Annotated in this window: 25 protein-coding genes, 1 tRNA gene and 1 other RNA gene; 15 read left to right on the forward strand and 12 right to left on the reverse strand. The window is 67.4% G+C overall.

Annotation, left to right across the window (positions count from 1 at the left end):
* Positions 1-21: 21 nt before the first annotated feature.
* Positions 22-2874: a pyruvate dehydrogenase (acetyl-transferring), homodimeric type gene (gene aceE, locus R4P95_RS19490; protein ID WP_109329106.1), complete on the reverse strand. Its 2853-nt coding sequence runs from the start codon at positions 2872-2874 to the stop codon at positions 22-24.
* Positions 2875-3099: 225 nt separating this feature from the next.
* On the opposite strand from aceE, the gene R4P95_RS19495 reads away from it, so the two are divergent.
* The 4 genes from R4P95_RS19495 (at position 3100) to R4P95_RS19510 (ending at position 4831) form a co-directional block, all read left to right on the forward strand.
* Entirely contained in the window at positions 3100-3633 is a 534-nt protein-coding gene (locus R4P95_RS19495; RefSeq protein ID WP_213572500.1) for a hypothetical protein, read from the forward strand.
* Positions 3634-3798: 165 nt separating this feature from the next.
* Positions 3799-4224: a DUF3052 domain-containing protein gene (locus R4P95_RS19500; protein ID WP_213572499.1), complete on the forward strand. Its 426-nt coding sequence runs from the start codon at positions 3799-3801 to the stop codon at positions 4222-4224.
* Positions 4225-4262: 38 nt separating this feature from the next.
* Positions 4263-4727, forward strand: coding sequence for a peroxiredoxin (locus tag R4P95_RS19505; RefSeq protein ID WP_109329112.1), 465 nt, complete (start codon positions 4263-4265; stop codon positions 4725-4727).
* A 32-nt stretch (positions 4728-4759) separates the two neighbouring features.
* Positions 4760-4831: transfer RNA gene (locus R4P95_RS19510), tRNA-Val, on the forward strand.
* A gap of 111 nt (positions 4832-4942) precedes the next feature.
* Here the strand turns inward: R4P95_RS19510 and R4P95_RS19515 are convergent.
* Positions 4943-5305, reverse strand: a complete 363-nt coding sequence (locus tag R4P95_RS19515) for a DUF5655 domain-containing protein (protein ID WP_159921579.1) — start codon at positions 5303-5305, stop codon at positions 4943-4945.
* Between the two features lie 47 nt (positions 5306-5352).
* Here R4P95_RS19515 and R4P95_RS19520 point away from each other — a divergent pair, with 47 nt between their 5' ends.
* Entirely contained in the window at positions 5353-6336 is a 984-nt protein-coding gene (locus R4P95_RS19520; RefSeq protein ID WP_317746232.1) for a cobalamin biosynthesis protein, read from the forward strand.
* On the opposite strand, the gene R4P95_RS19525 is transcribed toward R4P95_RS19520, so the two are convergent.
* The 3 genes from R4P95_RS19525 to R4P95_RS19535 are packed head-to-tail and all read right to left on the reverse strand — an operon-like array spanning position 6277 to position 8369.
* Positions 6277-7158: an SURF1 family protein gene (locus R4P95_RS19525; protein WP_317746231.1), complete on the reverse strand. Its 882-nt coding sequence runs from the start codon at positions 7156-7158 to the stop codon at positions 6277-6279. The genes R4P95_RS19520 and R4P95_RS19525 overlap by 60 nt on opposite strands.
* Positions 7159-7201: 43 nt before the next feature.
* Positions 7202-7675, reverse strand: a complete 474-nt coding sequence (locus R4P95_RS19530) for a low molecular weight protein-tyrosine-phosphatase (RefSeq protein ID WP_213572496.1) — start codon at positions 7673-7675, stop codon at positions 7202-7204.
* Positions 7662-8369 carry an HAD-IA family hydrolase gene (locus tag R4P95_RS19535; RefSeq protein WP_213572495.1) on the reverse strand — a complete coding sequence of 236 codons (708 nt, stop codon included), beginning with the start codon at positions 8367-8369 and terminating at the stop codon, positions 7662-7664. The genes R4P95_RS19530 and R4P95_RS19535 overlap by 14 nt, the downstream gene beginning before the upstream one ends.
* 29 nt (positions 8370-8398) lie before the next feature.
* Here R4P95_RS19535 and cobC point away from each other — a divergent pair, with 29 nt between their 5' ends.
* The 4 genes from cobC to R4P95_RS19555 all read left to right on the forward strand — a co-directional run bounded on the left by cobC (position 8399) and on the right by R4P95_RS19555 (position 12513).
* Positions 8399-9433, forward strand: coding sequence for an Rv2231c family pyridoxal phosphate-dependent protein CobC (gene cobC / locus R4P95_RS19540; protein ID WP_317746230.1), 1035 nt, complete (start codon positions 8399-8401; stop codon positions 9431-9433).
* Positions 9430-10578, forward strand: a complete 1149-nt coding sequence (locus tag R4P95_RS19545; protein ID WP_317746229.1) for a Nif3-like dinuclear metal center hexameric protein — start codon at positions 9430-9432, stop codon at positions 10576-10578. Before cobC ends, R4P95_RS19545 begins: the two co-directional genes overlap by 4 nt.
* 88 nt (positions 10579-10666) lie before the next feature.
* A complete protein-coding gene (locus R4P95_RS19550; protein ID WP_213572492.1) occupies positions 10667-11404 on the forward strand; it encodes a zinc ribbon domain-containing protein in 738 nt (245 codons plus the stop codon).
* Positions 11401-12513, forward strand: coding sequence for a bifunctional RNase H/acid phosphatase (locus tag R4P95_RS19555; RefSeq protein ID WP_213572491.1), 1113 nt, complete (start codon positions 11401-11403; stop codon positions 12511-12513). Before R4P95_RS19550 ends, R4P95_RS19555 begins: the two co-directional genes overlap by 4 nt.
* A 6-nt stretch (positions 12514-12519) precedes the next feature.
* On the opposite strand, the gene R4P95_RS19560 is transcribed toward R4P95_RS19555, so the two are convergent.
* Positions 12520-13755 (reverse strand): SLC13 family permease, encoded by a 1236-nt coding sequence (locus R4P95_RS19560; RefSeq protein WP_213572490.1) that lies wholly within the window; start codon positions 13753-13755, stop codon positions 12520-12522.
* A gap of 7 nt (positions 13756-13762) precedes the next feature.
* On the reverse strand, positions 13763-14290 hold the full coding sequence (locus tag R4P95_RS19565; protein ID WP_317746228.1) for a DUF1697 domain-containing protein: 528 nt from the start codon (positions 14288-14290) through the stop codon (positions 13763-13765).
* Positions 14291-14367: 77 nt separating this feature from the next.
* On the opposite strand from R4P95_RS19565, the gene rnpB reads away from it, so the two are divergent.
* Together rnpB and R4P95_RS19575 are read left to right on the forward strand one after the other, a co-directional pair.
* Positions 14368-14805: RNase P RNA component class A (gene rnpB, locus R4P95_RS19570), an RNA gene on the forward strand.
* A gap of 58 nt (positions 14806-14863) precedes the next feature.
* On the forward strand, positions 14864-15667 hold the full coding sequence (locus R4P95_RS19575; protein WP_317746227.1) for an alpha/beta fold hydrolase: 804 nt from the start codon (positions 14864-14866) through the stop codon (positions 15665-15667).
* An 11-nt stretch (positions 15668-15678) separates the two neighbouring features.
* Here R4P95_RS19575 and R4P95_RS19580 read toward each other — a convergent pair whose 3' ends face one another.
* On the reverse strand, positions 15679-16098 hold the full coding sequence (locus tag R4P95_RS19580) for a MaoC/PaaZ C-terminal domain-containing protein (RefSeq protein WP_317746226.1): 420 nt from the start codon (positions 16096-16098) through the stop codon (positions 15679-15681).
* Entirely contained in the window at positions 16095-16541 is a 447-nt protein-coding gene (locus R4P95_RS19585; RefSeq protein ID WP_213578097.1) for a MaoC family dehydratase N-terminal domain-containing protein, read from the reverse strand. Before R4P95_RS19585 ends, R4P95_RS19580 begins: the two co-directional genes overlap by 4 nt.
* A 381-nt stretch (positions 16542-16922) precedes the next feature.
* Between R4P95_RS19585 and R4P95_RS19590 the strand changes: the two genes are divergently transcribed.
* The gene (locus R4P95_RS19590; protein WP_109329136.1) at positions 16923-17108 is read left to right on the forward strand and encodes a hypothetical protein; all 186 of its coding nucleotides are present in this window, start codon (positions 16923-16925) and stop codon (positions 17106-17108) included.
* Positions 17109-17162: 54 nt separating this feature from the next.
* Positions 17163-18563, forward strand: coding sequence for an RNB domain-containing ribonuclease (locus R4P95_RS19595; protein ID WP_213578095.1), 1401 nt, complete (start codon positions 17163-17165; stop codon positions 18561-18563).
* A gap of 4 nt (positions 18564-18567) precedes the next feature.
* Here the strand turns inward: R4P95_RS19595 and pip are convergent, their stop codons facing one another.
* From pip to panB, 3 genes are read right to left on the reverse strand one after another with little or no spacing between them, the layout of a single operon-like run.
* The gene (gene pip, locus R4P95_RS19600) at positions 18568-19524 is read right to left on the reverse strand and encodes a prolyl aminopeptidase (protein ID WP_317746412.1); all 957 of its coding nucleotides are present in this window, start codon (positions 19522-19524) and stop codon (positions 18568-18570) included.
* Between the two features lie 19 nt (positions 19525-19543).
* Entirely contained in the window at positions 19544-20002 is a 459-nt protein-coding gene (locus tag R4P95_RS19605; RefSeq protein ID WP_213572486.1) for a hypothetical protein, read from the reverse strand.
* 38 nt (positions 20003-20040) lie between these two features.
* Entirely contained in the window at positions 20041-20910 is an 870-nt protein-coding gene (gene panB / locus R4P95_RS19610) for a 3-methyl-2-oxobutanoate hydroxymethyltransferase (protein ID WP_109329140.1), read from the reverse strand.
* Between the two features lie 182 nt (positions 20911-21092).
* On the opposite strand from panB, the gene R4P95_RS19615 reads away from it, so the two are divergent.
* Entirely contained in the window at positions 21093-22661 is a 1569-nt protein-coding gene (locus tag R4P95_RS19615) for an alpha/beta hydrolase (RefSeq protein ID WP_317746225.1), read from the forward strand.
* Between the two features lie 116 nt (positions 22662-22777).
* A complete protein-coding gene (locus R4P95_RS19620) occupies positions 22778-24118 on the forward strand; it encodes a glutamine synthetase family protein (RefSeq protein ID WP_109329144.1) in 1341 nt (446 codons plus the stop codon).
* Positions 24119-24120: the final 2 nt, after the last annotated feature.

A 24120-nucleotide genomic window follows, 5' to 3' on the forward strand; every position in this document is an offset into this window, starting at 1 on the left:
AGTCGAGGAACTATCTGTGGGTTACGCGCTTCCGGTGTCGGTGTAGGACACCTCCGCGGCGCCGACCTCGTCGATGCGGTACCTCGACGCAGCCTCGACGGCCTTCGACCGGTCGACCGCTCCTTCCCCGGCGAGCGCGCTGAGGACGGCGACGACGATCGATTCGGCGTCGACGTTGAAGAATCGACGCGCGGCCGGACGGGTGTCGGAGAAGCCGAACCCGTCGGTGCCCAGGGTGGTGTACGAGCCGGGGACCCACTGACGGATCTGGTCCGGGACGGCGCGCATCCAGTCCGAGGCGGCGACGAACGGGCCGGCCGCATCGGAGAGTGCCTGCGTGACATAGGGCAGTGGTGCATCGTTGCCCGGGTCGCGCAGTGCCTGCTTCTCACACTCGACGCCGTCGCGGCGCAGCTCGCCCCACGACGTCACCGACCACACGTCGGCGGCCACACCCCAGTCGTCGGCGAGGAGGTCCTGCGCGCGCAGAGCCTCGGGCATCCCGACGCCGGAGACCAGGATCTGGGCCTTCGGGCCGGAACCTTCCGACTTCTTGAACAGGTACATGCCCTTGAGCAGGCCCTCGACGTCCAGGTTCTCCGGCTCGGCCGGCTGCGAGTACGGCTCGTTGTACAGGGTGATGTAGTAGAAGATGTTCTCGCCACCGAAACCGTCGACACCCTCGGTGCCGCCGTACATGCGGCGCAAACCGTCCTTGATGATGTGCGCGATCTCATAGGAGAACGCCGGGTCGTAGGCGACGGCCGCCGGGTTGGTCGACGCCAGCAGCAGCGAGTGCCCGTCCGCGTGCTGTAGTCCCTCACCGGTCAGCGTGGTCCGGCCGGCGGTGGCGCCGAGGACGAATCCGCGCGCCATCTGATCGGCTGCTGCCCAGAGTCCGTCGCCGGTGCGCTGGAAACCGAACATCGAGTAGAAGATGTACAGCGGGATCATCGGCTCGCCATGCGTGGCGTACGAGGTGCCGACTGCCGTGAACGACGCGGTCGACCCCGCCTCGTTGATGCCCTCGTGCAGGATCTGCCCGATCTCGCTCTCCTTGTAGGCGAGCATCAGTTCGGCGTCCACGGCCGTGTACAGCTGGCCGTTGCGGTTGTAGATCTTCAGGGACGGGAACCACGAGTCCATACCGAACGTGCGCGCCTCGTCGGGAATGATCGGCACGATGCGCTTGCCGATCTCCTTGTCCCGCAACAGTTCCTTCATGATGCGGACCAGTGCCATCGTGGTCGCGACCTGCTGCTTGCCGGAGCCCTTGCGTACGACGTCGTAGGTCTTGTCGGGCGGCATCGGCAACGGGGCGACGTTGGAGCGACGTTCGGGGAGGAACCCGCCCAGCGCGCGGCGACGGTCGAGCATGTACTGGATCTCGGGTGCGTCCTTGCCGGGGTGGTAGTACGGCGGCATCTTGGGATCTCGCTCGAGCTCCTCGTCCGAGATCGGGATGCGCTGCAAGTCGCGGAAGTTCTTCAGGTCGTCGAGCGTGAGCTTCTTCATCTGGTGGGTCGCGTTGCGGCCCTCGAAGTGCTTACCGAGGGTGTAACCCTTGATGGTGTGCGCGAGGATCACCGTCGGCTGGCCCTTGTGTGCCATCGCGGCAGCGTAGGCAGCGTAGATCTTGCGGTAGTCGTGACCACCACGCTTGAGGTTCCAGATGTCCTGATCGGACAGGTTCGCGACGAGTTCCTTGGTCCGCGGATCGCGGCCGAAGAAGTGCTCACGCACGTAGCCGCCGTCGTTGGCCTTGTACGTCTGGTAGTCACCGTCCGGGGTGACGTTCATGAGATTGACCAGGGCGCCGTCGCGGTCCGCATGCAGGAGCGCATCCCACTCGCGTCCCCACACGACCTTGATGACATTCCAGCCGGCACCGCGGAAGAACGATTCGAGTTCCTGGATGATCTTGCCGTTACCGCGGACGGGGCCGTCGAGGCGCTGCAGGTTGCAGTTCACCACGAACGTCAGGTTGTCGAGACCTTCGGTTGCGGCCACGTGGGCGAGGCCACGCGATTCCGGCTCGTCCATCTCGCCGTCGCCGAGGAACGCCCACACGTGCTGATCGGAGGTGTCCTTGATGCCGCGGTCGTGCAGGTAGTGGTTGAACCGTGCCTGGTAGATGGCGTTCATCGGGCCGAGACCCATGGACACGGTCGGGAATTCCCAGAAGTCGGGCAGCAGCCGCGGGTGCGGGTACGACGGCAGGCCGCCACCCTCGTCGGCGTGGGAGGCCTCCTGGCGGAATCCGTCCATCTGCTCGGCCGGAATACGGCCCTCGAGGAACGCGCGGGCATAGATGCCGGGGGAGGCGTGACCCTGGATGAAGATCTGGTCGCCACCACCCGGGTGGTCCTTGCCGCGGAAGAAATGGTTGAAGCCCACCTCGTACAGGGCCGCCGAGGACGCGTACGTGGAGATGTGTCCGCCGACGCCGACGCCGGGACGCTGCGCACGCGTCACCATGATCGCCGCGTTCCAGCGGATGAAGGCGCGGTAGCGCCGCTCGACTTCCTCGTCACCGGGGAACCAGGGCTCGTTCTCGGTGGGGATGGTGTTGACGTAGTCGGTGGATGTCAGCGCGGGAAGAGCGACGTGCTTCTCGCCGGCGCGTTCGAGCATGCGCAGCATCAGGTATCGCGCGCGGGTCGGTCCGGACCGATCGAGCAGTCCGTCGAACGATTCCAGCCACTCAGTGGTTTCGTCCGGGTCGATGTCGGGCAGATACGACGCGACACCCTCACGGATGACGCGAACGCGGCCGTCGGAGCCCGGGGTCGCACTGGGGGAAGGTTGGGCCGCTCCGGCGCCGGGTGTGGCGGAATCCGGTTGAGACGCGGGTCCCTGGATCAGGTCTGACAACGTTGCTCCTCATTGTGGTGGGACGCGCGGTGTGGCGTCCTCTCCATGTGATCGGGACCTTGTTAGGTCCGACCCATCTCCTTTATGAAATATGGCGCAAGCCCCATCTTTCCCCATCGCGACGCAGTCGGCACACTCCGCTCGGGTTACTCTCCGGTAGCGTTTGCGCAGTTACGGGGCCTGACGGTTCACTTGTGGGGGGTCGTCGTGGAACAGGGGAGCCGAATGCGCGCCGGAACCGAAAGAGCAGCCCTGCTCGGCGCTGCCGCCGCGGTGATCGGACTGGCCCTGGTCGTGGGTTGCTCCGCCCCGGTCGAGGGTCACCCACAAGAGAACCGAGCGCAGGCGGCCGAGTACGCCGCGGAAGTCACGTCGTCGATGGCGGCAGCGTCGTCCTCCCAGAAGGCCGCGGACGAACTCGCCGCGCTGGAGGCGGAATGCGCGCTGTTCCTCACCCGCGCCGGCGACACCATCGACTCGTACAACGCCTTCATCGACGCGGCCAACACCGACGCCGCGGACGCCGGCGCGAAAGCCGCTCAGGCCGTAGGGGCTCTGCGTTCCGCGGCGGACCGGGCCGAGGAGGCGGGCCCGGCACTGCCTCCGGATCTGGCGGGTCTCTTCGTCGACTACGCGGCCACGTATCGCGACCTCGCCTCCGCGGTCGAGAGCGGCGAGCGAGGCGACTATCTGAACACGCTCGCGGGTCGTGGGGACGAACTCCGCGACTCGATTCGGGCAGCCTGCCCCACTTCCTGAGCTCCGCACCGTAGGCTCGGTCGATGACCACGCGGCACTTTCTCCACAATTTTCGCGTGGTCGGCTTGCGCGAAAGCGTCCGAGCATGTTCGCTTTCACCTAATTGATCTTCATTCGGCCGGTGTTCGGGTACCCGAGCACCGTCAACAAAAGGAGGACCCCACCGTGGTCGCCGCGGCGGACGCCCAGAACTACGCTCAGAAACTCGGGATCACTGCTGACATGGCAGTACAAGAACTGGGCTGGGACGAGGACACCGACGACGACCTGCGTGCCGCGGTCGAGGACACCATCGGTGGAGACATGCTCGACGAGGACTCGGACGAGGTGATCGACGTCGTGCTGCTGTGGTGGCGCGACGAAGACGGCGACCTCGTCGACGCCCTCATGGACGCGATCGGCCCGCTGGCCGACGACGGGTTCGTGTGGGTCCTCACTCCGAAGACCGGCCAGCCCGGTCATGTGGAACCCAGCGAGATCGCAGAATCAGCCCCCACGGCCGGGTTGACCCAGACATCCGCGGCCAACCTCGGAGACTGGTCCGGAAGCCGCCTGGTGCAGCCGAAGTCACGCCCCGTGAGCAAACGCTGACCCGCCGGAACGTTCATCACACATCGAAGGATCACCTCATGCCGCTCGAGGTGGGCACCACCGCCCCCGATTTCACCCTCAAGGACCAGAACAACCAGCAGGTGACGCTGTCCGACTACCGCGGGAAGAAGAACGTCCTGCTGGTGTTCTACCCCCTCGCCTTCACCGGCACCTGCCAGGGCGAGCTCTGCAAAGTGCGCGACGAGCTGCCGAAGTTCGAGAACGACGACACCGCCATTCTCGCACTGTCGGTCGGTGCCTCGCCCACGCACAAGATCTGGTCCGCCGAACAGGGGTACACCTTCCCGCTGCTCGCCGACTTCTGGCCACACGGCGAGGTCGCACAGGCATACGGCGTCTTCAACGAGAAGCTGGGCTTCGCCAACCGCGGCACCTTCGTGATCGACAAGGAAGGCATCATTCGGTTCGCCGAAATGAACGGCCCCGGAGAAGCCCGTGACCAGGGAGCTTGGGAGAAAGCGCTCGCCACGCTAGAGTCCTGATGCACATCCGGCGAGCCTCTCGCCGGATGTTCGGGCGTGTAGCTCAGTGGTAGAGCTCTGGTTTTACACACCAGCGGTCGGGGGTTCGAAACCCTCCGCGCCCACCGTTTTCGTCTTGTCCGCATTCGCGCACCGATTCGCGCGACTCGCCGGCCAATTTCTCAGCATCCGACCAATCGGTGCGCGGATGCGTCGCGGGCAACCGCGCGCATCGGCTACCGCGCGCGGGTGCCCGGGCCGACCGTCTCGTAGGCCTCGGTCAGAAGCGCGGCGAGGGTGTCGTCGAGCTGGCCGTCGGCGGTGATCGTGAGCCGATGCGTGATCACCGTTTTGGTGGTGGGGAAAGCGTCGCGCAGCTGCGGGTGGTGCACGCGTCGACGAAGGTCGAGGGCGATCTCGAGTCGGGACGAGTAGATGAACGCGGCGGCGAAGACGCGGGTGCGCGCCCACGCGATCTCGGTCCGGTGAACTCGCTCGTCCACCTCACCGCACGCCAGCACCAGGTCCCGGAACTGCAGAAGACGCTCCGTGGCGTCCGGATCTTTCCCGGCCAGATACTCGTCGATCACGGCACTCATGGACGCTCCTTCACTCCCCTGCAACGTTAGTTGATACAAATAGCGGCGTGTATCCAACCTCCCGCCCCGGCACCGCGCGTGCAGTAGGCCTGCTGCTCGGCTTCGGCGCCGACCGACTGCTGGCCGACCCGGCCCGGTGGCATCCGGTGTCCGGATTCGGCAGGGCGGCAGCAGCATGCGAGAAAGCTAACTACCGCGACTCGCGGCTGTCGGGCGCCCTGCATGCAGCGGTGCTCGTGGGCGTCGTCGGAGCAGTGGGGGTGGTCACCGCGCGGGCTGCGCGGCAGGGAGGCTGGGCAGGCGAGGCAGGCGGGACCGCGATCGCGACGTGGGCCGTGCTCGGCGGAACGTCCCTCGGCCGCACCGGCGCGGCGATGGCCGAACACCTCGCGGGTGAGGACCTCACCGATGCCCGTGCACTGTTGCCGTCGCTGTGCGGCCGGGATCCCAGCGTGCTCGACGCCCGGGGAATCACGCGGGCGACGCTCGAGTCGGTGGCGGAGAACACGTCCGACGCGGCAGTGGGACCACTTTTCTGGGGTGCGCTGGCAGGCATCCCAGGCCTGTTCGTCTACCGGGCGTTCAACACACTGGACGCGATGGTCGGGTACCGCTCGCCGAGATACCGCAATTTCGGGTGGGCCGCGGCGCGCGGCGACGACGTTCTGAACCTTCTGCCTGCCCGGCTGACGGGCGCTCTCACCGTGGCGCTAGCCCCGGCAGTGGATGGTTCGCCGAGGCAGGCCTGGACGGCATGGCGCCGGGATGCGGCGGGGCATCCCAGCCCCAACGCGGGCGTCGTGGAAGCCGCGACCGCGGGTGCTCTCGAGATTTCCCTCGGCGGCCGGACCCAGTATGCGCACGGAGTCGAGATGCGCCCGCAGCTGGGGAGTGGCCGAATGCCCACGCCTATCGACCTGCGCCGTGCGGTGCGGCTGTCGACCGCTGTCCAGTGCGGTGCGGCGTGTGTCTCAGCGGCTCTTGCCGTAGCGGTCGGCCATCTTCGCTTCGGCCGCCGTCCGCGGGGCTGAGCCGGCGGGCTTGGCCCGCGTGAACGGCGTCTTCTTCGCGGCGGGAACGGGGGCGGAAGCCGGGGACGTGCCGCCTGCGGCGGCCTTCTCCTTGCGACGTTCCCGCAGTTCCGCGCGGACGAAGTACGCCAATCCCAGGGGAGCCATGATCCCGAACGCCAGCCACTGCAGTCCGTAGGACAGGTAGGGGCCGGCGTCGAGTTGAGGGAGCGGAATGGTGCCCAGTCCTCCGGGTTGATCCGGTTCCAGCTGCACGTAGGCGTCGAGAAGGTCGATGCCGATGAAGTCGCCGATCTGACCGGCGTCGATGAAGTAGACCTGCCGCAGCCCGTTCTCCGTGATCGGGTCCTTCCCGGCGACGGTGCCCTCCGAATTGCGGATGCGCCCGTCGAGCGTGACCTGTCCTGCGGGGGGCGGTCCGACGGGGGGCGCTTCGGTTCCCTTGACCGGTCTCACGTATCCGCGATTGACGAGAATGGCCCGGCCGTCCGTGAGCTGCAGGGGTGTCAGTACCTCATACGCGGGCTCCGACCCGATGGACCGCAACCGGACGAGGATGTCGCTGTTCTGCACGTACGAGCCGGTGGCGGTGACGCGGCGCCACTCGTCGTCCGGATTCGGCGCCGACCCCGGGATCAGGCTCTCCAGGGACACCGGCTCGGCCTCCACCGATTCGGCGATCAGCTGGTTGCGGTGTTCCGTCGAGGTGTTCTTGCCGAGCTGCCATGGCGCCAGTACGTAGAAGCACATGAATGCGAATCCGGCGACCACCACGGCCAACACCAACCAGCCGGGTCGCAACAGAAATCTCAGCCTTCGCACCCTTCCACGGTAGCCGCTCGCAGGTGAGATCCCTGATCGCGGGTCAGCGACCGCGTACCCACTCGAGCAGTCCGGGCACCGCGGCCTCGATCTGGCGGCGCACCCGTTCGAAGTCCTCGAGACCGCCGTAGAACGGATCGGGGACGGACGAGGAGTCGGCGTCCGGGTCGAAGCTGCGCAGCAGCCGGCGACGCTCCTTGGGTACGCCGAGGTGAGCGAGTTCACGATCATGATTGGCCGCCAGGGCGACGACGAGGTCGGCGCCGAGGTGGTACGGCCCGACCTCGGCAGCGGTGTGGCCGGTGGGGTAACCGTTCAGCTTCAGGATCTCGTTGGTCCGGAGGTCCGCCTCCCGGCCGACGTGCCACCCGTGCGTGCCGGCGCTGCTCACCCTCACCCGGTGGTCCAGGTCTGCACGTCTGAGGTGTTCGCCGAAAATCTTCTCGGCCATGGGGGAGCGGCAGATGTTGCCGGTGCACACGAAGGTGACGTGCAACCGCGGGTCAGGCTGCGCCATCGAGCATCTTCCCGAGCTCGGTCACCGTGCGCGCCGAACGGTGCGCACCCGACGCCTCGGCCGGCGAACCGTACCCCCACTCGACGAAGACCGCGGGAATACCCCACCGCGCCGCACCGAGCACGTCGTGGTCGCGGTCGCCGATCATCAGCACATCGGACGTCGCACCCTCGGTGGCGGAGACACCCAGGGCCTGCAGAGAATGCGCGATCACGTCTGCCTTCGCGCGGCGCTGCCCGTCGTTGCTGGCGCCGCCGATAAATTCGAAATAGTGGGCCAACTCGAAATGCTCCAGGATGCGGACGGCGAACCGCTCGGATTTCGACGTGGCGACGGCGAGCCTCCTGCCGCTGTCGCGGGCGCCGGCCAGCACGTCCGCGATGCCGTCGAATACAGAGTTCTCCGCCCACCCCACACTGTCGTAGCGGTCGAAGTACGCCGCCAGTGCGCGCTGGACATCGGCCTCGTCGAGGCCCAGTGAACGGAAGGTGTCGATCATCGGCGGCCCGATCACGTTGTCGAGCATCTCGTGGGTCGGTTCCGGCTGCCCGATGGTGGCGAGCGCGTGGCGGAAACCGCCGTGGATACCGGGAGCCGAGTCGGTGAGCGTGCCGTCGAGGTCGAACAGCACGATCGGCGCAGACAGGGCCGAGGGGGCGGACAGGGTCGACTGGGCGGTGGAGAGCGAAGTCACCGGACCATTGTCCCTTAGGCTCGACAGCTGTGGACATTCGTGCCGGTAGCCGGGAGAGCCTGCGTCATCACGGAGATGTGGAAGCGGGGCCAGGTCTGCTCGATTTCGCAGTGAACGTGCAAGGCGACGGCCCACCGGAATGGTTGCGCCGCCGCCTCGCCGACGCGCTCGGGAGTCTGGGCACGTACCCGACGGTGGCCGCCGACCTCGCTGCCCGCACCGCGGTCGCCGAGCGGCACGGACGGTCACCGGACGAGGTGTTGCTCCTCGCGGGTGGGGCCGAGGGATTCTCGTTGCTGCCCCGGCTCGGTGTGCGGCAGGCAGCACTGTTTCATCCGTCGTTCACGGAGCCCGAATGGGCACTGCGGGAGGCCGGGGTCCCTGTCACCCGGGTACTGCTCGAGGATCCGTACCGACTCGAGCACGCGCCGGTGCCCGACTCGGCGGACCTCGTCGTGGTCGGAAATCCGACCAATCCCACGTCGGTGCTGCACCCCGCCGAGGACATTCTCCGGTTGCGCCGTCCCGACCGGATTCTGGTTGTCGACGAGGCGTTCGCCGACGCGGTGCCCGGTGAAGTGGAATCGCTGGCCGGTCTGTCGCTGCCCGACGTCCTGGTGTTGCGCAGCCTCACCAAGACCTGGGCGCTTGCGGGACTGCGCTGCGGGTACGTCCTCGGATCGCCCGAGCTTCTCCAGCGACTGCAGGTAGGCAGGGCTCACTGGCCGCTGGGAAGCCTGCAGGTGGAGGCGATCGCGGCCTGCAGTAGTGCCGCCGCCGTCGCCGCCGCCCGAGACCGTGCCGTGCTCCTGGGCTCCTGGCGGGACGACATGATCCGGCGACTGCACGACCTCGGTGTGGCAGTGCACCAGCCCGCATCTGCTCCTTTCCTGCTGCTGCGATTCCCGGACGGCGAACTGATGCGCAAGCACCTCCGGGAGCGGGGCATTGCCGTCCGGCGGTGTGACACGTTCCCAGGCCTGGATGCGAACTTCCTGCGGGTGGCCGTGCGGCCCAGCGAGCAGACCGACGTACTGATCGACGCGATGAAGGAGATCCTGTGAATCCTGTTCGTCTCGGCGACATCATCGCGGTCCTGAACGACGCCTATCCTCCGGCCCTCGCGGAGTCGTGGGACTCCGTCGGCCTGGTCTGCGGCGACCCCGAGGACTCCGTCACCACGGTGATGATTGCGGTGGACCCGACGGCTGCGGTGGTCGCAGAGGCCGTCGACGCAGGCGCCGACCTCCTCCTCGTCCACCACCCGTTGCTGCTGCGCGGCGTCGACACCGTCGGCGCGCACACGCCCAAAGGCGCGTTGATCCACCGGCTGATCAAAGCGGGCTGCGCCCTTTTCACCGCGCACACCAACGCGGATTCCGCAGACCCCGGCGTGTCCGACGCACTGGCGGAGGCGCTGGGCCTGAACGTCACCGGGCCGATCGAGCCGCAGCCCACCGAGCCACTCGACAAATGGGTGGTGCCGGTGCCGGTCGACGATGCCACGAAGGTCCGCCGTGCGATGTTCGACGCGGGCGCAGGCCACATCGGCAACTACCGAGACTGCAGCTGGTCGGTCACCGGGCAGGGACAGTTCCTTGCGACGGAAGGCGCGCAACCCGCCCTCGGCTCGGTCGGGGAGCTCGAACTCGTCGAGGAGAGCCGGATCGAGGTGATCGCGCCGCGGCGGATCAGAGCCGGAGTGCTCGCGGCTCTGCGGGCCGCGCACCCCTACGAGGAGGTCGCATTCGACGTCTTCGAGACCGCCACGTTTCCCAGCCCCCGCGGACTGGGCCGGGTAGGGGAACTACCCGAACCGGTGTCGCTGAAGACCTTCACCCAGCAGGTCGCCGACGCGCTTCCCGCTACGTCGTGGGGAGTGCGGGCGGCCGGCGACCCGGACGCGACGGTACGCACGGTCGCTGTGTGCGGGGGATCGGGCGACTCCTTCCTGGACGCCGTCTCCCGGTTGGGCGTCGACGCATATGTGACCGCGGACCTGCGTCACCACCCCGCCGACGAGCACCTGCGCGCCGGCGGTCCCGCGCTGATCGACGTCGCCCATTGGGCCAGTGAGCAGCCCTGGTGCGCGCAGGCGAAGGGCGTACTGGACAACGCCTTCGGTGACAGGCCCGGATGGCAGGCGCGGGTGTCGCAGGTACGGACCGATCCATGGTCGGTCGGCGCGACATCGGACTGCTCGCGGTAGCGCCGATCGACGCCCACGGCCGGGGTACGGTTGGCCTACACATCTCCAGAGAAGAACCCTTCACAGAAGACAGCAGGAGTTACCACGCGTGAACGTCGAACCACAGGTCCAGTCCAAGCTCCTCGACCTCGCCGGCGTCGATGCGGAGCTCTCGAGGATCGCCTACCGCCGCACCGCGCTCCCGGAACAGCAGGAAGTCGAGCGACTCGAGGCCGAACGACTCACCCGCAAGGATGCGGCGGTGGCCGTGGAGATCATCCTGGACGACCTCGACCGCGACATTCGCAAACTAGAGGGCGAGGTCGACGCGGTGCGCAAGCGGGAGGATCGCGACCGCGCGCTGCTCCAGAGCGGCTCGGTGGGGTCGAAGCAGCTCACCGAACTCGAACACGAACTCGGCAGCCTGGTCCGACGGCAGGGTCTCCTCGAAGACGAACTGCTCGAAGTGATGGAACGGCGTGAAGCGTCACAGTCCGATCACGACCATGCCGGTGCCCAGCTCTCGCAGATCGAGGACGAACTGATCGACGCACGCCGCCGCCGCGACGATGCGGTGGCCGACCTCGATTCCGCGGAGCAGCGGTGCACAGCGGACCGAGCCACACTGGCGGAGTACCTCCCCGCGGACCTGATCGCGATCTACGAGAAGCAGCGTAAGCAGAACAGTGTCGGCGCGGCACTGCTGCAGGCGCGGAGGTGCGGCGCATGCCGTATCGAACTGGACCGCGGCGAAATCTCGCGCATCACCGCCACCGCACCGGAGGTCGTGGTGCGGTGCCCGGAATGTGGGGCAATCCTGGTGCGTACCAAGGAGTCCGGTCTGTGAGTGTTGGGCGGGTGGTCGTCGAGGCCGACGGCGGGTCGCGGGGCAACCCCGGGCCGGCCGGCTACGGCGCCGTCGTGTTCGATTCGGCACACGGCACCGTTCTGGCGGAGCGGAAGGAAAGCCTCGGTGTCGCCACCAACAACGTCGCCGAATACCGGGGACTGATCGCCGGTCTCGGAGCGGCGGCCGAACTCGGTGCCTCCGCGGTCGAGGTGCGGATGGATTCGAAACTGGTGGTCGAGCAGATGTCCGGGCGCTGGAAGGTCAAGCATCCCGACATGATTCCGTTGCAGCGACGCGCCGCCGACCTTGCCGGACAGTTCCAGCAGGTGACGTACACGTGGATTCCGCGGGCGGAGAACGCGCATGCCGACCGCCTCGCGAACGAGGCGATGGATGCGGCCGAGGGCGTGCCGTCTCCCACGCTTTCCTCGGCGACACCCTCCCCGGCGCCGGCGCAATCCAGCCCTGCCGCGCCGGGCTGGATGGACGCACACGGTGCACCCACCCGAATGTTGCTATTGCGGCATGGGCAGACGGCGTTGTCCGTCGACCGCCGCTACTCCGGGCGCGGCAACCCGTCACTCACCGAACTGGGGCAGGCGCAGGCGGGGGGCGCCGCCAAACGTCTCGCCGGCCGCGGCGGAATCGCGGCGGTCGTCTCTTCCCCGCTGGGGCGCGCGCAGCAGACGGCGGCCGCGGCTGCCGAAGCGCTCGGGCTTCCCGTCACCGTGCACGAGGGTCTCACCGAAACCGACTTCGGGAAGTGGGAGGGGTTGACGTTCGCGGAGGCCGCGGCCCGCGACCCCGAACTTCACCGCAGCTGGCTGTCGGACACCTCTGTGCGTCCGCCGTCCGGGGAGAGTTTCGACGAGGTGCGCGAGCGGATCGAGCGGGTGCGGGAAGACCTGACCTCCTCCTACGCTGGCTCGACCATCCTCGTGGTCACCCACGTCACCCCCATCAAGACGCTTCTCCAGTTGGCGCTCGCCGCCGGACCGTCGCTGCTGTACAAACTGCACCTGGATCTGGCGTCGCTGAGTATCGCCGAGTTCTACCCCGACGGCGGCTCGTCGGTACGCCTGGTCAACGACACTTCGCACCTCTGACCCGGCTCACCGCAGGACCAGCCACAGCGCGGTGACGGAGGACAGCAGTGTCAGCGGCGTGGTGATGAGGCCCAGCGCGGTGAACGTCCGCAACTCGGGTGGCGAACCGGCGCGCGCGGACACCCGCCGCCACAGCATGATGGCCAGCGAGCCGACGTAGGTGAGGTTGGGGCCGAGGTTGACACCCAGCAGCATCGCGAGAACCAGGCCGGGTGGGGCCTGAGTGCCCAGCCCGGCCAGCAGGAGAAGCGTCGCCGGAAGATTGTTGACGAGGTTGGCCGCCACCGCCGCCACTACGGCCATGCCGAGCAAGCCGAGGAAGGTGGCGCCGGTGGGAAGCCGCTCGCTGATCCACTGACCGATCGGACCGTTCGCCACCCCGGTCACCACGACGCCCAGGAGAAGGACGAACAGGCAGAACCACGCGTCCAGCGCGTAGATAATGTGACGGATCCTGGTTCGCCCCTCCCGTAAGGCGAGGACACCCAGAGAGAACGCTCCGAGAGCCGCCACCCATGCCGGGGCGACGTCGACGACGCCGGACACAGCGAAACCCGCCAGCGTTGCCCCCACGATCACCAACGCCGCAGTAGGCGCGGGTACGTCGCGTTCCGCCGCCGGTTCGGCGCCTCGCCGAGCGAGTAGTTCCCGCCGGAAGAATACGCGGAACAGCGCCAATTCGACGCAGACCGACACGATCCAGGGCAACGCCATCACCGCGGTGAAGTGGAGGAAGGTCATGCCCGTCGCGGAAAACGCGATGAGGTTGGTGAGGTTGGACACCGGCAGGAGTGTCGACGCGGTGTTCGACAGATGTGCCGTGGCATACGAATGTGGACGTGGATCCATCTGCAACGCCCGCGCCGTGGCGATGACCGCAGGCGTCAGAAGCACCACCGTGGCGTCGAGGCTCAGAACCGCCGTGGTGAGCGCGGCGGCGCCGAACACCAGCGTCAGCAAACGTGTCGGCTTTCCTCGTGCGCCGCGCCGTAACCGGCTCGCGATCCAGGCAAACACACCCATCGCGTCCGCCAGGTGCGCCAGGACGAGTATTGCGGCGAGGAACCCGACGGTCGGCGCCATCTCCCGTACCTCGTCCCAGGCCTGCGACGGCGTCACCAGACCCACCCCGACGGCGACGGCCGCGGCCGGGGCGGCCACCACCACCTCGGGGAGGCGGTACGGGCGGACGACCGCGAACAGGAGGACTACGGCGACCAAGGCCGCTGCCAGAACTGTCACCGCCGAATTACTTCAACAGCTTCTGCAAGGTGCGGAGATTGCGAGTCGTCGTGGACCCCTTGAGCCGCGGCGTGCCCGTGCTCTTGCCGAACGCGCTCTTCAGCGTCATCCCGCGTTCGACCTCCCAGTACAGGACCCCGTTCCCGGCCTGGACTCGCTCGACTGCCGGATCCAGTTCCTCGCCCTTGGCGATCAGCCCCGCGAGAACGTCGGGATCGGGCGTCACGAGCACGTACGGATGCCAGCCTTCCCGCTCGGGATCGAACGGGTAGTCGTCGACGATCCTTCGGACCGTCTCGAGGTCCAGCACGAAAACCCACGCGTCGTAATGGAACTCGGCCCTCAAGGCCTTCTCGATTTCACTTTTCAACGTGGGGGCGTCGGTGCGATCAGAATCGAACAGCACGTTGCCGGACGCGAGCACCGTCTTCACGTTCTCGAAACCCAGATTGCTGAAGGTGCGGCGCAGATCCACCATCTTGATGTTGATGCCACCCACATTGATCCCGCGCAGAAGGGCGACGTATCGAGTCATGAATCCGACCATAGTGCGAAGGCACGACACCGCGAGTTCGGAGGCCGAGCGCGTGACGCGTATCCTGATCGGGCGGACGAGTTGGCCGGGCGGCCGCGGCACGGGGAACCAGCATGCAGATGCACAGGCCCCGGGCCGAGGAAAGTCCGGACTCCACAGAGCAGGGCGGTTGTTAACGGCAACCCGAGGTGACTCGCGGGACAGTGCCACAGAAAACAGACCGCCGACGTCACACCCCTTCGGGATGTGCGTCGGTCAGGGTGAAACGGTGCGGTAAGAGCGCACCAGCACCCCGGGTGACCGGGGTGGCTAGGTAAACCCCGCCCGGAGCAAGGTTGAAGACCGCACCAGGCCTTTCGAGGTCCCGGTGCGGTTGCGCAGGTGTTCGAGGGCTGCTCGCCCGAGCCTGCGGGTGAACCGCTCGAGGTACCCGGCGACGGTGTGCCCAGATGGATGGTCGCCACCCGGCATTTCGGTGCCGGGGACAGGATCCGGCTTATACGCCAACTCGTCCGCGCTCCTCGTTTCTCCGGGAGCTGTAAGTGTTACCGGTGGGAGCGCTAACATCTGCCCATGGACTTGCCCCATGACATCGCCGGCTCCGGCCCCACGCTCGTCCTCGTGCACGGCGTGGTGCATCGCCGCCAGGCGTGGAACGCCGTGCTGGATCAGTTGACGCCCTATCGCCGGGTGGTCACGGTGGATCTTCCGGGCCACGGGGAGTGCCCGGCTCTCGAGCACGACGGTGTGGATGCGATGGCCGCCCTCCTCGAGGAGCTGAGCGGGTTCGTCCGGTCGGTGACGCCGCCGGGAGAACGGGCACACATCGCCGGGAACTCTCTCGGGGGCTGGCTTTCCCTCGCGCTCGCGGCCAGGGGTGAGGTGGCCTCCGCCACCGCCCTCTCGCCCGCCGGGTTCTTCGTCAACAAGGCCGATCAGGCGCGCACCATCTACACCTTCCGTGCGCTCCGCAGGGTGGCGAGGGCAATGGGGGAGAATGCGCCGAAGGCGCTGAGCTACCGCGCAGTCCGCTATCCGTCGCTGGCCGCCTTCTTCGCCAGGCCGAGCCACGTACCGTACGAGGATGCAGTGATCGACGCCCGATCCCTCACCACCAACGTGTTGGTCGACCAGGGACTGACGGCGTCGTTCGCGCTGCCGCCCGTCGTCGACGCCACCGTCCCCGTCACCGTGGCGTGGGGGCGGCGCGACCTCATCCTGCCGGTGTACCAGGCGCGACGCGTGCGCAAATCCTTCCCGCAGGCCCGGCTACTGGTGCTCCCCGGAATCGGTCACGTTCCCATGAGCGACGACCCTGATCTCATCGGCACCATTCTGCTGGGCGGTAGCTCGGCGACATCCTCTGCGCCGCGCTGACCGGTACGCCCTCAGCGAAGCGAAATCCACACCTGGGACTTGCCCAGCACCGTATGGCCGTCACACGTCACGGTGAGATCGATCCGGGCGCTCCCGGCGTCGTCGTCCACTCGAGCGGCCTTGGCGACCACATCGACGACCGCACCGTCCTCGGCATGAACGATGACCGGTTTCGTGAAGCGGGCCCGGTAGCCGGTGATTCGCGCCGGGTCGCCGAGCCACTCGACGACACACTGAGTGGCGAGCCCCAGCGTGAGCATCCCCTGAGCCAGGACACCGGGAAGTCCGACCGTCGCGGCGACGTCGTCCCGATAGTGAATCGGATTGAAGTCGCCGGAGGCGCCGGCGTAGCGAACCAGTGATTCGCGAGTCAGGTGGTATCGCGCCTTGACGACAGTGTCGCCCAGCAGGATTCGCTCGGGCGAACTCACTGTTCACCTCGCACGAAAAGACTGGAGGTCATCGTGCTGACCACAGCACCGCTCGCGTCGGTGATGTCGATGCCGGCCACGATGAGGGTGTGCGGACCTCTTGGGGCCACCTCGGTCACGGTCAACACTGCCGACAACTCGTCACCGGCGACTACGGGGCGGAAGGACGACGCGTGTTCGGTGCTGTGCACCAGGTTGACGGGCTCGATTCCCGTGGTCGGATCGGCGACCAACTGTGCGAGGGCCCGCTCCTGCACGATGACGGGAAATGTCGGCGGCGCAACGAGATCAGCGTGTCCGGCGGCTCGGGCGCGCTCCACGTCGTAGGACGTCGGGTTGGTGGCGAAGACGGCCCGTGCGAACTCGCGAATCTTCTCACGGCCGACGAGGTACGGCTCGGTGGGCGGATAGACCCGTCCCTCGATCGCTCGATTGACTGCCATCATGACAGCGTAGAGAGACTACGGGCGCCGGGCGCAGTGAAACGGCCGGAACTCTACGCCTCCGGCAACGGCGAAGCCCCCGTCGAGAAGTTCGGCGGGGGCTTCGTTCGAATCAGCTGACCGGCATCCCGTCAGACGGGATCGACCATCAGAAGCTGGGCCCAGTAGGAGGCGCCTTCGGCGCCGAGGTAGGGAAGTAGCTGATCAAAAATGATCGTTGACATGCTCGCTCCATTCTCTGTTCGGGCACTGCACGCGGGACACGCTGCCACGACACCGCACGTACCGGCGCCGGGGAACGAATCACCGGACAGGCCCCGAGGGTAACAGTCTGAGCATGATCCACAACTCCAGACGCCCCGCCGGTGCGACACTGGGAACATGACTGACGAAGATCAACTCTGGTACTACAACGTCGACGACGGATCTGTCACGCAAGGGAAGGCGGCTTCGTCGATGTCCAGGATGGGCCCGTACCCCGACCGGGCTTCGGCCGAGAAGGCGCTGCAGATCGCCGCCGAGCGGAACAAGGCGGCAGACCGCGCCGAAGAGGAATGGAACAACTGACAGCGCGCACCGTCAGGGTGCCTACGGCGTGAAAGGGGCGACCCCACGGTGCCGATCACTCGTTTTCTCGCGCATGGGATCGATTTCGGTGCCGTGCGCGAGGAGTTCAACCTTCCGCACGGTTATCCGCCCGAGGCGGTGGCCGAGGCCGTGCGGGCTACGGACCGCTGTTCCGCCGAGCGTGAAGACCGCACGGATCTGCCTCTCGTCACCATCGACCCGCCGGAGTCGATGGACCTGGATCAGGCCCTCCACCTCGAGCGCACCGCGGACGGATTCGTCCTGCACTATGCGATCGCGGACGTCGGCGCCGTCGTCGAACCCGGTGGTGCCCTGGAGGTGGAGAGCCGCAAGCGGGGTCAGACGTTCTACCTGCCGGACGGCAAGGTTCCGTTGCACCCGAAGGAGCTGTCGGAGGGGTCGGCGAGCCTCCTGCCGGACCAGATCCGCCCCGCAGCCCTGTGGCGTATCGAGCTCGACGAACAGGCAGCACCGGTGTCGTGGACGGTATCCCGCGCGACCGTCCGCTCGGTGGCGCGGCTCGACTATCCTGGGGTCCAGGCGGATTCGGACGCGGGCCGATTGCACCCGTCCATCACCTCGCTGCCCGAGTTCGGCCGGCTTCGCGCCGCAGCCGCGGTGGCGCGCGGTGCCATCGAGCTGCGACTGCCGGAACAGGACGTGGTACCGGACGGCGAGGGGTGGCGCATCGATCTGGCGCCGCGCACCGAGGCCGACGACTGGAACGCCGAGGTGTCCTTGCTCACCGGAATGTGCGCCGCTGCCATGATGATCGACGCGAGGATCGGGCTGCTGCGGACGTTGCCGCCCGCCGGACCCGACGCCGTCGCCGCGTTGCGACGCACCGCGGCGGCACTGGGCATCGAGTGGCCACGCGACGTCGGTGTGGGCGAAATGCTGGCCGGGCTGGACCCCAATTCGGCGCCGACGCTCGTGCTGATGACCGAGGCCCCGTCCTTGCTGCGCGGCGCCGATTACGCCGCTTTCGACGGCAGCGTTCCGGAGCTCACCGTGCATGCGGCCATCGGCGCCCCGTACGCACACGTGACCGCACCGCTGCGGCGGCTGTCGGACCGCTATTCGACGGAAGTGTGCCTGGCCATAGCGTCCGGCGCCGCGGTCCCGGCGTGGGTGCGCGGCGCCCTGGGGTCGATGCCCGAGATCATGGGCGGCTCCGACACGCTGGCCGGGAAGGTGGAACGCGCCTGCATCGACCTTGCCGAGGCGACAGTCCTCGCCGACCGGGTGGGGGACGTGTTCGATGCCACCGTTCTCCGCTCACGCAACGGCAAGCGCACCGCCGACGTGTTCGTCCCTTCCGTGTCGGTGATGGGCAAGTGCGTCGGGGACCCCGCGGAAGGGGAGCAGGTCAAGATCCGGCTCGTCGCCGCCGACGTCCACAAGCGGACCGTCGAGTTCAGCTACCCGGCGTAGTTCGTCACGGGCGGAACCGGTCGGTCGCCCGGACAAGACGGTCGACGATCCCCGGCTCCAGCGCCGAATGACCGGCATCGCCGACGATGTCGAGCTGGGAGCCCGGCCACGCCCGGTGCAGCGCCCATGCGCTCGTCGCCGGGCATACCACGTCGTAACGACCCTGCACGATCACCCCGGGAATCCCCTCGAGCCTCGCCGCGTCACGCAACAGCTGTCCCTCGTCGAGGAACCCGCGGTGGTGAAAATAGTGGTTTTCGATGCGGGCGAACGCGAGCGCGAACCGAGGCTCCGAACTTTCGGCGATACGCTCCGGCTTGGGCAGGAGCGAGCTGGTCGCCCCTTCCCAGGCCGACCACGCGATCGCGGCCCGCGTCGCAATCTCCACATCGTTCGCGTGCAGCAGCCGGTGGTAGGCCTCCACCAGGTCGCCGTCCCGCTCTTGCTCGGGAACCGGCGCCAGGAACTGCTCCCACAGTTCCGGAAAGAGATGTGCGGCACCACCGTTGTAGTACCAGTCGATCTCGCTGCGCCGCAGCAGGAAGATTCCCCGCAGCACCAATTCGGTGACCCGGTGCGGATGCTTCTGCGCGTAGGCGAGGGCCAGGGTGGAACCCCACGAACCGCCGAACACCTGCCACCGCTCCACGTCCAGATGATCACGCAGCATCTCGATGTCCGCGAGCAGGCGGTCCGTCGTGTTCACCGACAGATCGGCCCCATCGGCGACGTGCGGTGTGGAACGACCACACCCGCGCTGGTCGAACAGAACGATCCGGTAGGCGGCCGGGTCGAAGAACTGCCGATACGCAGGGTCGGTGCCGCCGCCCGGGCCGCCGTGCAGGAACACGACGGGCTTTCCGTCGGGATTGCCGCTCAGTTCCCAGTACACCTGCTGTCCGTCACCCACATCGAGATGCCCGAACCGGAAGGGTTGGATCTCGGGGTAGAGAGTGCGCAGGTCCTGCTCGCCGGACACCTCAGAACCCGATCAGGCCGGATGCCAGATCGGGTATCTCCAACGCGGTCACGGCTTCCTGACGGATGTCCGGGCAGGCCGCCGTCGTGATCACGTCGATGCGACCGCGATCCTGCAGGAAGTCGAGGGCATTGAGGTTGTTCTGCGCGATCCAGGTGCCGACCAGCCCGTTGAGTCCGGTCTTCCCGATGGTCGGCGTGTACGTACGCCAGCTCTGCAGCTGCCCCTCGAGATCCCGGCACAACTGGGCGGCCTGGGCCTCGGTCACTCCGCCCGGGACCGCAGCGACTCCCGGCTCGACGGCGCGGGAACTGGTGGGAACAGCGGATTGAGGCGCGGGTGCGGTGCCCTGTCCCGCGCACCCCGTGAGCGCGGCGGCGAGTGCGACCGCCCCGGCCGCGAGTGCGGCCGGGCGGCGACGGTGGCCGGTCTGCGACGCACGTCGTACTCGCATGAACACCTCTCTCGAATTGTGGAGCCGGACCGGATGAGAAGAGATCAGAAGCTGTGCTCGTCCGCGGGGAAGGCGCCCGAACGTACCTCGTCTGCGTAGGCCGCGGCTGCTGCGCGGAGCTCGTCACCCACGTTGCCGAAGCGCTTGACGAACTTTGCCGTCTTCCCGCTGGTGTAACCGGCCATGTCCTGCCACACCAGCACCTGGGCGTCGCATTCGGCGCCGGCACCGATGCCCACAGTGGGGATGGTGAGCTTGCGGGTGACCTGCCCGGCGATCTCCGCGGGCACCATCTCCATGACGACCGAGAAAGCGCCTGCTTCCTGGACGGCGATGGCGTCGGCCACCAACTGCTCGGCCGCGTCACCTCGGCCCTGCACCCGGAAGCCGCCGAGTGAGTTGACGCTCTGCGGGGTGAAGCCGACGTGGGCCATGACGGGAATGCCGGCGGCGGTAATTGCGGCGATCTGGGGTGCGACGCGTTCGCCGCCCTCCAACTTGACGGCGTGGGCCAGGCCTTCCTTCAGGAACCGGGTGGCGGTGGCCAGGGCCTGCTCGGGCGAGCTCTCGTAGCTGCCGAACGGGAGGTCGGCCACGACGAGGGCGTGGGGAGCGCCTCGAACGACACCTCGTACCAGGGGAAGGAGCTCGTCGACGGTGACCGGAACCGTGGTCTCGTAACCGTAGACGACATTGGCGGCGGAATCGCCGACCAGAAGGACCGGGATGCCGGCTTCCTCGAAGATGCGGGCGCTGGAGTAGTCGTAGGCGGTGAGCATCGCCCAGCGTTCGCCCTCGGCCTTCATGGCCTGAAGGTGGTGGGTCCTGGTCTTGCGTCGGGGTGCATCGGGGGAGGGGGCTGATCCGTAGAGCCGATTCTCGGACGTGCTCTCGGAAGTCTTGCTATCGGACATCGTTGTCCCTTTCTGGCCTCGAGGCCCTTGACGGGTCCCCGGGTGCGGGTGATGACGCCTACAGTCTGCCACCGGGCCATGGGGGTGCGAACCCCCGGCGCAGGTGCGATAGGTCACATCGATCTCCGGGGTCTGACCTGCCCTCGAGGCACGCACCCGGTGAACCCTGGCACGATCGTCGTATGTCTCGCAGTGCTCGCGTGCCGGCCGCGTTCGCGGGTGCCGTCGCCGTTGTCCTCGTCTTCGCAGGATGCAGTGGGAGTGGAGGGGATTCCGGCGCGGCCGTCGCCGAGCCCTCGTCTTCTGCGGCGTCGCCGGGAGCGTCCGCTCCCGACGGACTGGAGGCCTTCTATACGCAACAGGTGAATTGGGGTTCGTGCGAGGGGTACAGCACGGACGGCACACCGCTCGGGGACAACCTCGACTGCGCCAAGGTGACCGTGCCCAACGACTACGCGGACCCGGGCGGCGCCACGGCGCAGATCGCGATCTCCCGTTCCCGGGCGGGTGGACCGAAACTCGGGTCTCTTCTGGTCAACCCCGGCGGTCCCGGGGCATCCGGTCTGGCTCTGGCATCCGTGGCCGACGGCACCGAACTCGCCGAGAAGTTCGACGTCGTCGGATTCGACCCGCGCGGTGTCGGAGCATCCACCCCGGCAGTGACCTGCCTGACGGACCCAGAGGTGGACGCCAAGCGCAGGGACGACGACGTCGACATGAGCCCTTCCGGGATCGCGCAAACCGAAGCGGAGAACCGTGACTACGCGGCCAAGTGCGCAGAGCGGACAGGTCCGGATGTACTGGCCCACGTGGGCACCTACGACGTCGTCCGCGACATGGACGTCATCCGGGCGGTGCTCGGCGACGCGAAGCTGAACTACCTCGGATATTCCTACGGCACCCGGCTGGGGTCCTCCTATGCGGAGACGTTCCCCGGCAACGTGCGGGCGATGGTGCTCGACGGCGCCCTCGACCCCGAGCAGGATCCGACCGACGAGGTCATCTTGCAGGCCGAAGGCTTCCAGAAGGCATTCGACGCCTTCGTCGCGGACTGCATGAGGCAGCAGGATTGCCCCCTGGGCACCGACCCGGCACAGGCCGACGAGAACTTCCGCGCTCTGGTCGATCCGCTGATCGCGAAGCCGGCGGCCACGACCGATCCGCGAGGACTCAGTTACACCGACGCGATCACCGGCGTCCAGCAGGCGCTGTACTCACCCAACCTGTGGGGACCGCTGCGCGGCGGATTGCAGAGTCTGCGGACGGGCACCGGGGATTCGCTGCTGATGCTGGCCGATCTGTACGAGGGCCGGGCGGACGACGGCAGCTACTCGAACCTCAACGACGCTTTCAACGCCATCCGGTGCGTGGACGATCCGCCGGTCACCGATCGCGCGAAGGTCGGCGAGGCCGATATGCGGTACCGGCAGGCGGCTCCGTTCCTCGACGACGGTCGCGGCACGGGCAACGCGCCGCTCGACGTCTGCGCGTTCTGGCCGGTGCCGAGCACGGGTGCACCGCACACGGTGGACGCCCCCGGAATCCCGACGATCGTAGTGGTCTCGACCACAGAGGATCCGGCCACTCCCTATCAAGCGGGAGTGGACTTGGCGAAGCAGATGAACGGCGCGCTGATCACGTACCGGGGCACTCAGCACACCGTCGTTCTCGATGGCGAAGCATGCGTCGACGACGCCGTCATCGACTATTTCGTGACCCTCGAGCCGCCGCCCGCAGACCTCACCTGTTGACACGCGCGTCCGCGGTGAGAGGTCGAGGTGGCCACACGCTGGCACGATGCGGAATCGTAGCCGGGTGAATTCACGAAGTAACACAGATTTAACGAACTTTGCTTACTCTCGCGGACATGGATCGCCAAAAGGAATTCGTGCTTCGCACCCTGGAAGAGCGCGACATTCGGTTCGTCCGATTGTGGTTCACGGATGTTCTCGGATACCTGAAATCGGTGGCGATCGCCCCCGCGGAACTGGAAGGTGCCTTCGAGGAGGGCATCGGCTTCGACGGATCCGCGATCGAAGGGTTCTCGCGGGTGTCCGAAGCCGACACCGTCGCGAAGCCGGACGCCTCCACGTTCCAGGTTCTGCCCTGGAGCTCGAGCAAGGGTCATCAGCACTCCGCCCGCATGTTCTGCGACATCGCCATGCCCGACGGGTCCCCGTCCTGGGCCGATTCGCGGCACGTGCTGCGACGGCAGCTGAACAAGGCCAGCGACCTCGGCTTCAGTTGCTACGTGCACCCCGAGATCGAGTTCTTCCTGCTCGAGAACGGGCCGATCGACGGCACGCCGCCGAAGCCCGCAGACTCCGGTGGGTACTTCGACCAGGCAGTCCACGACTCTGCCCCCAATTTCCGCCGCCACGCCATCGACGCGCTCGAGTCGATGGGAATCTCCGTCGAGTTCAGCCATCACGAGGCGGCACCCGGCCAGCAGGAGATCGACCTGCGGTATGCGGATGCCCTGTCGATGGCCGACAACGTCATGACCTTCCGGTACGTGGTGAAGGAAGTCGCCATCGCCGAGGGGGTGCGGGCCACGTTCATGCCCAAGCCGTTCAGCGATCAGGCCGGCTCGGCGATGCACACGCACATGAGCCTGTTCGAGGGCGACACCAACGCGTTCCACAACCCGGACGATCCGATGCAGCTGTCGGAGACCGGTAAGGCGTTCATCGCCGGCATCCTCGAACACGCCAACGAGATCAGCGCGGTCACCAATCAGTGGGTGAACTCGTACAAGCGGCTCATCCACGGTGGAGAAGCTCCGACCGCGGCCTCCTGGGGTCCGTCGAACCGGTCGGCGCTCGTGCGTGTCCCGATGTACACGCCCAACAAGGCGTCGTCGCGTCGCGTCGAGATCCGCAGCCCGGACTCGGCGTGCAACCCGTATCTCACCTTCGCGGTCCTGCTCGCTGCGGGACTGCGCGGTATCGAGAAGGGTTACGCACTGCCGCCGGAGGCCGAGGACGACGTGTGGGCGTTGACATCGGCCGAGCGGCGCGCCATGGGGTATCGCGAACTCCCCGGGAACCTCGACGGGGCGCTGCGGGAAATGGAGAAGTCCGAACTGGTCGCGGAAGCACTCGGTGAGCACGTGTTCGACTTCTTCCTCCGCAACAAGCGTCGCGAGTGGGAGGAGTACCGCAGCCACGTGACGCCGTTCGAACTCAAGACGTATCTGGGGTTGTGAGC

Origin of the sequence: Rhodococcus sp. IEGM 27 (genome assembly GCF_033142305.1) — a bacterium.
Taxonomy (GTDB): Bacteria; Actinomycetota; Actinomycetes; order Mycobacteriales; family Mycobacteriaceae; genus Rhodococcus_F; species Rhodococcus_F oxybenzonivorans.

Excerpts from the sequence above, each read along its gene's own strand:
- R4P95_RS19495 (WP_213572500.1), top strand. The coding sequence starts at position 3,100 with ATGCGCGCCGGAACCGAAAGAGCAGCCCTGCTCGGCGCTGCCGCCGCG.
- R4P95_RS19505 (WP_109329112.1), top strand. The coding sequence starts at position 4,263 with ATGCCGCTCGAGGTGGGCACCACCGCCCCCGATTTCACCCTCAAGGAC.
- R4P95_RS19515 (WP_159921579.1), bottom strand. The coding sequence starts at position 5,305 with ATGAGTGCCGTGATCGACGAGTATCTGGCCGGGAAAGATCCGGACGCC.
- R4P95_RS19530 (WP_213572496.1), bottom strand. The coding sequence starts at position 7,675 with ATGGCGCAGCCTGACCCGCGGTTGCACGTCACCTTCGTGTGCACCGGC.
- R4P95_RS19565 (WP_317746228.1), bottom strand. The coding sequence starts at position 14,290 with ATGACTCGATACGTCGCCCTTCTGCGCGGGATCAATGTGGGTGGCATC.
- R4P95_RS19575 (WP_317746227.1), top strand. The coding sequence starts at position 14,864 with ATGGACTTGCCCCATGACATCGCCGGCTCCGGCCCCACGCTCGTCCTC.
- R4P95_RS19585 (WP_213578097.1), bottom strand. The coding sequence starts at position 16,541 with ATGGCAGTCAATCGAGCGATCGAGGGACGGGTCTATCCGCCCACCGAG.
- R4P95_RS19590 (WP_109329136.1), top strand. The coding sequence starts at position 16,923 with ATGACTGACGAAGATCAACTCTGGTACTACAACGTCGACGACGGATCT.
- panB (WP_109329140.1), bottom strand. The coding sequence starts at position 20,910 with ATGTCCGATAGCAAGACTTCCGAGAGCACGTCCGAGAATCGGCTCTAC.
- R4P95_RS19615 (WP_317746225.1), top strand. The coding sequence starts at position 21,093 with ATGTCTCGCAGTGCTCGCGTGCCGGCCGCGTTCGCGGGTGCCGTCGCC.
- R4P95_RS19620 (WP_109329144.1), top strand. The coding sequence starts at position 22,778 with ATGGATCGCCAAAAGGAATTCGTGCTTCGCACCCTGGAAGAGCGCGAC.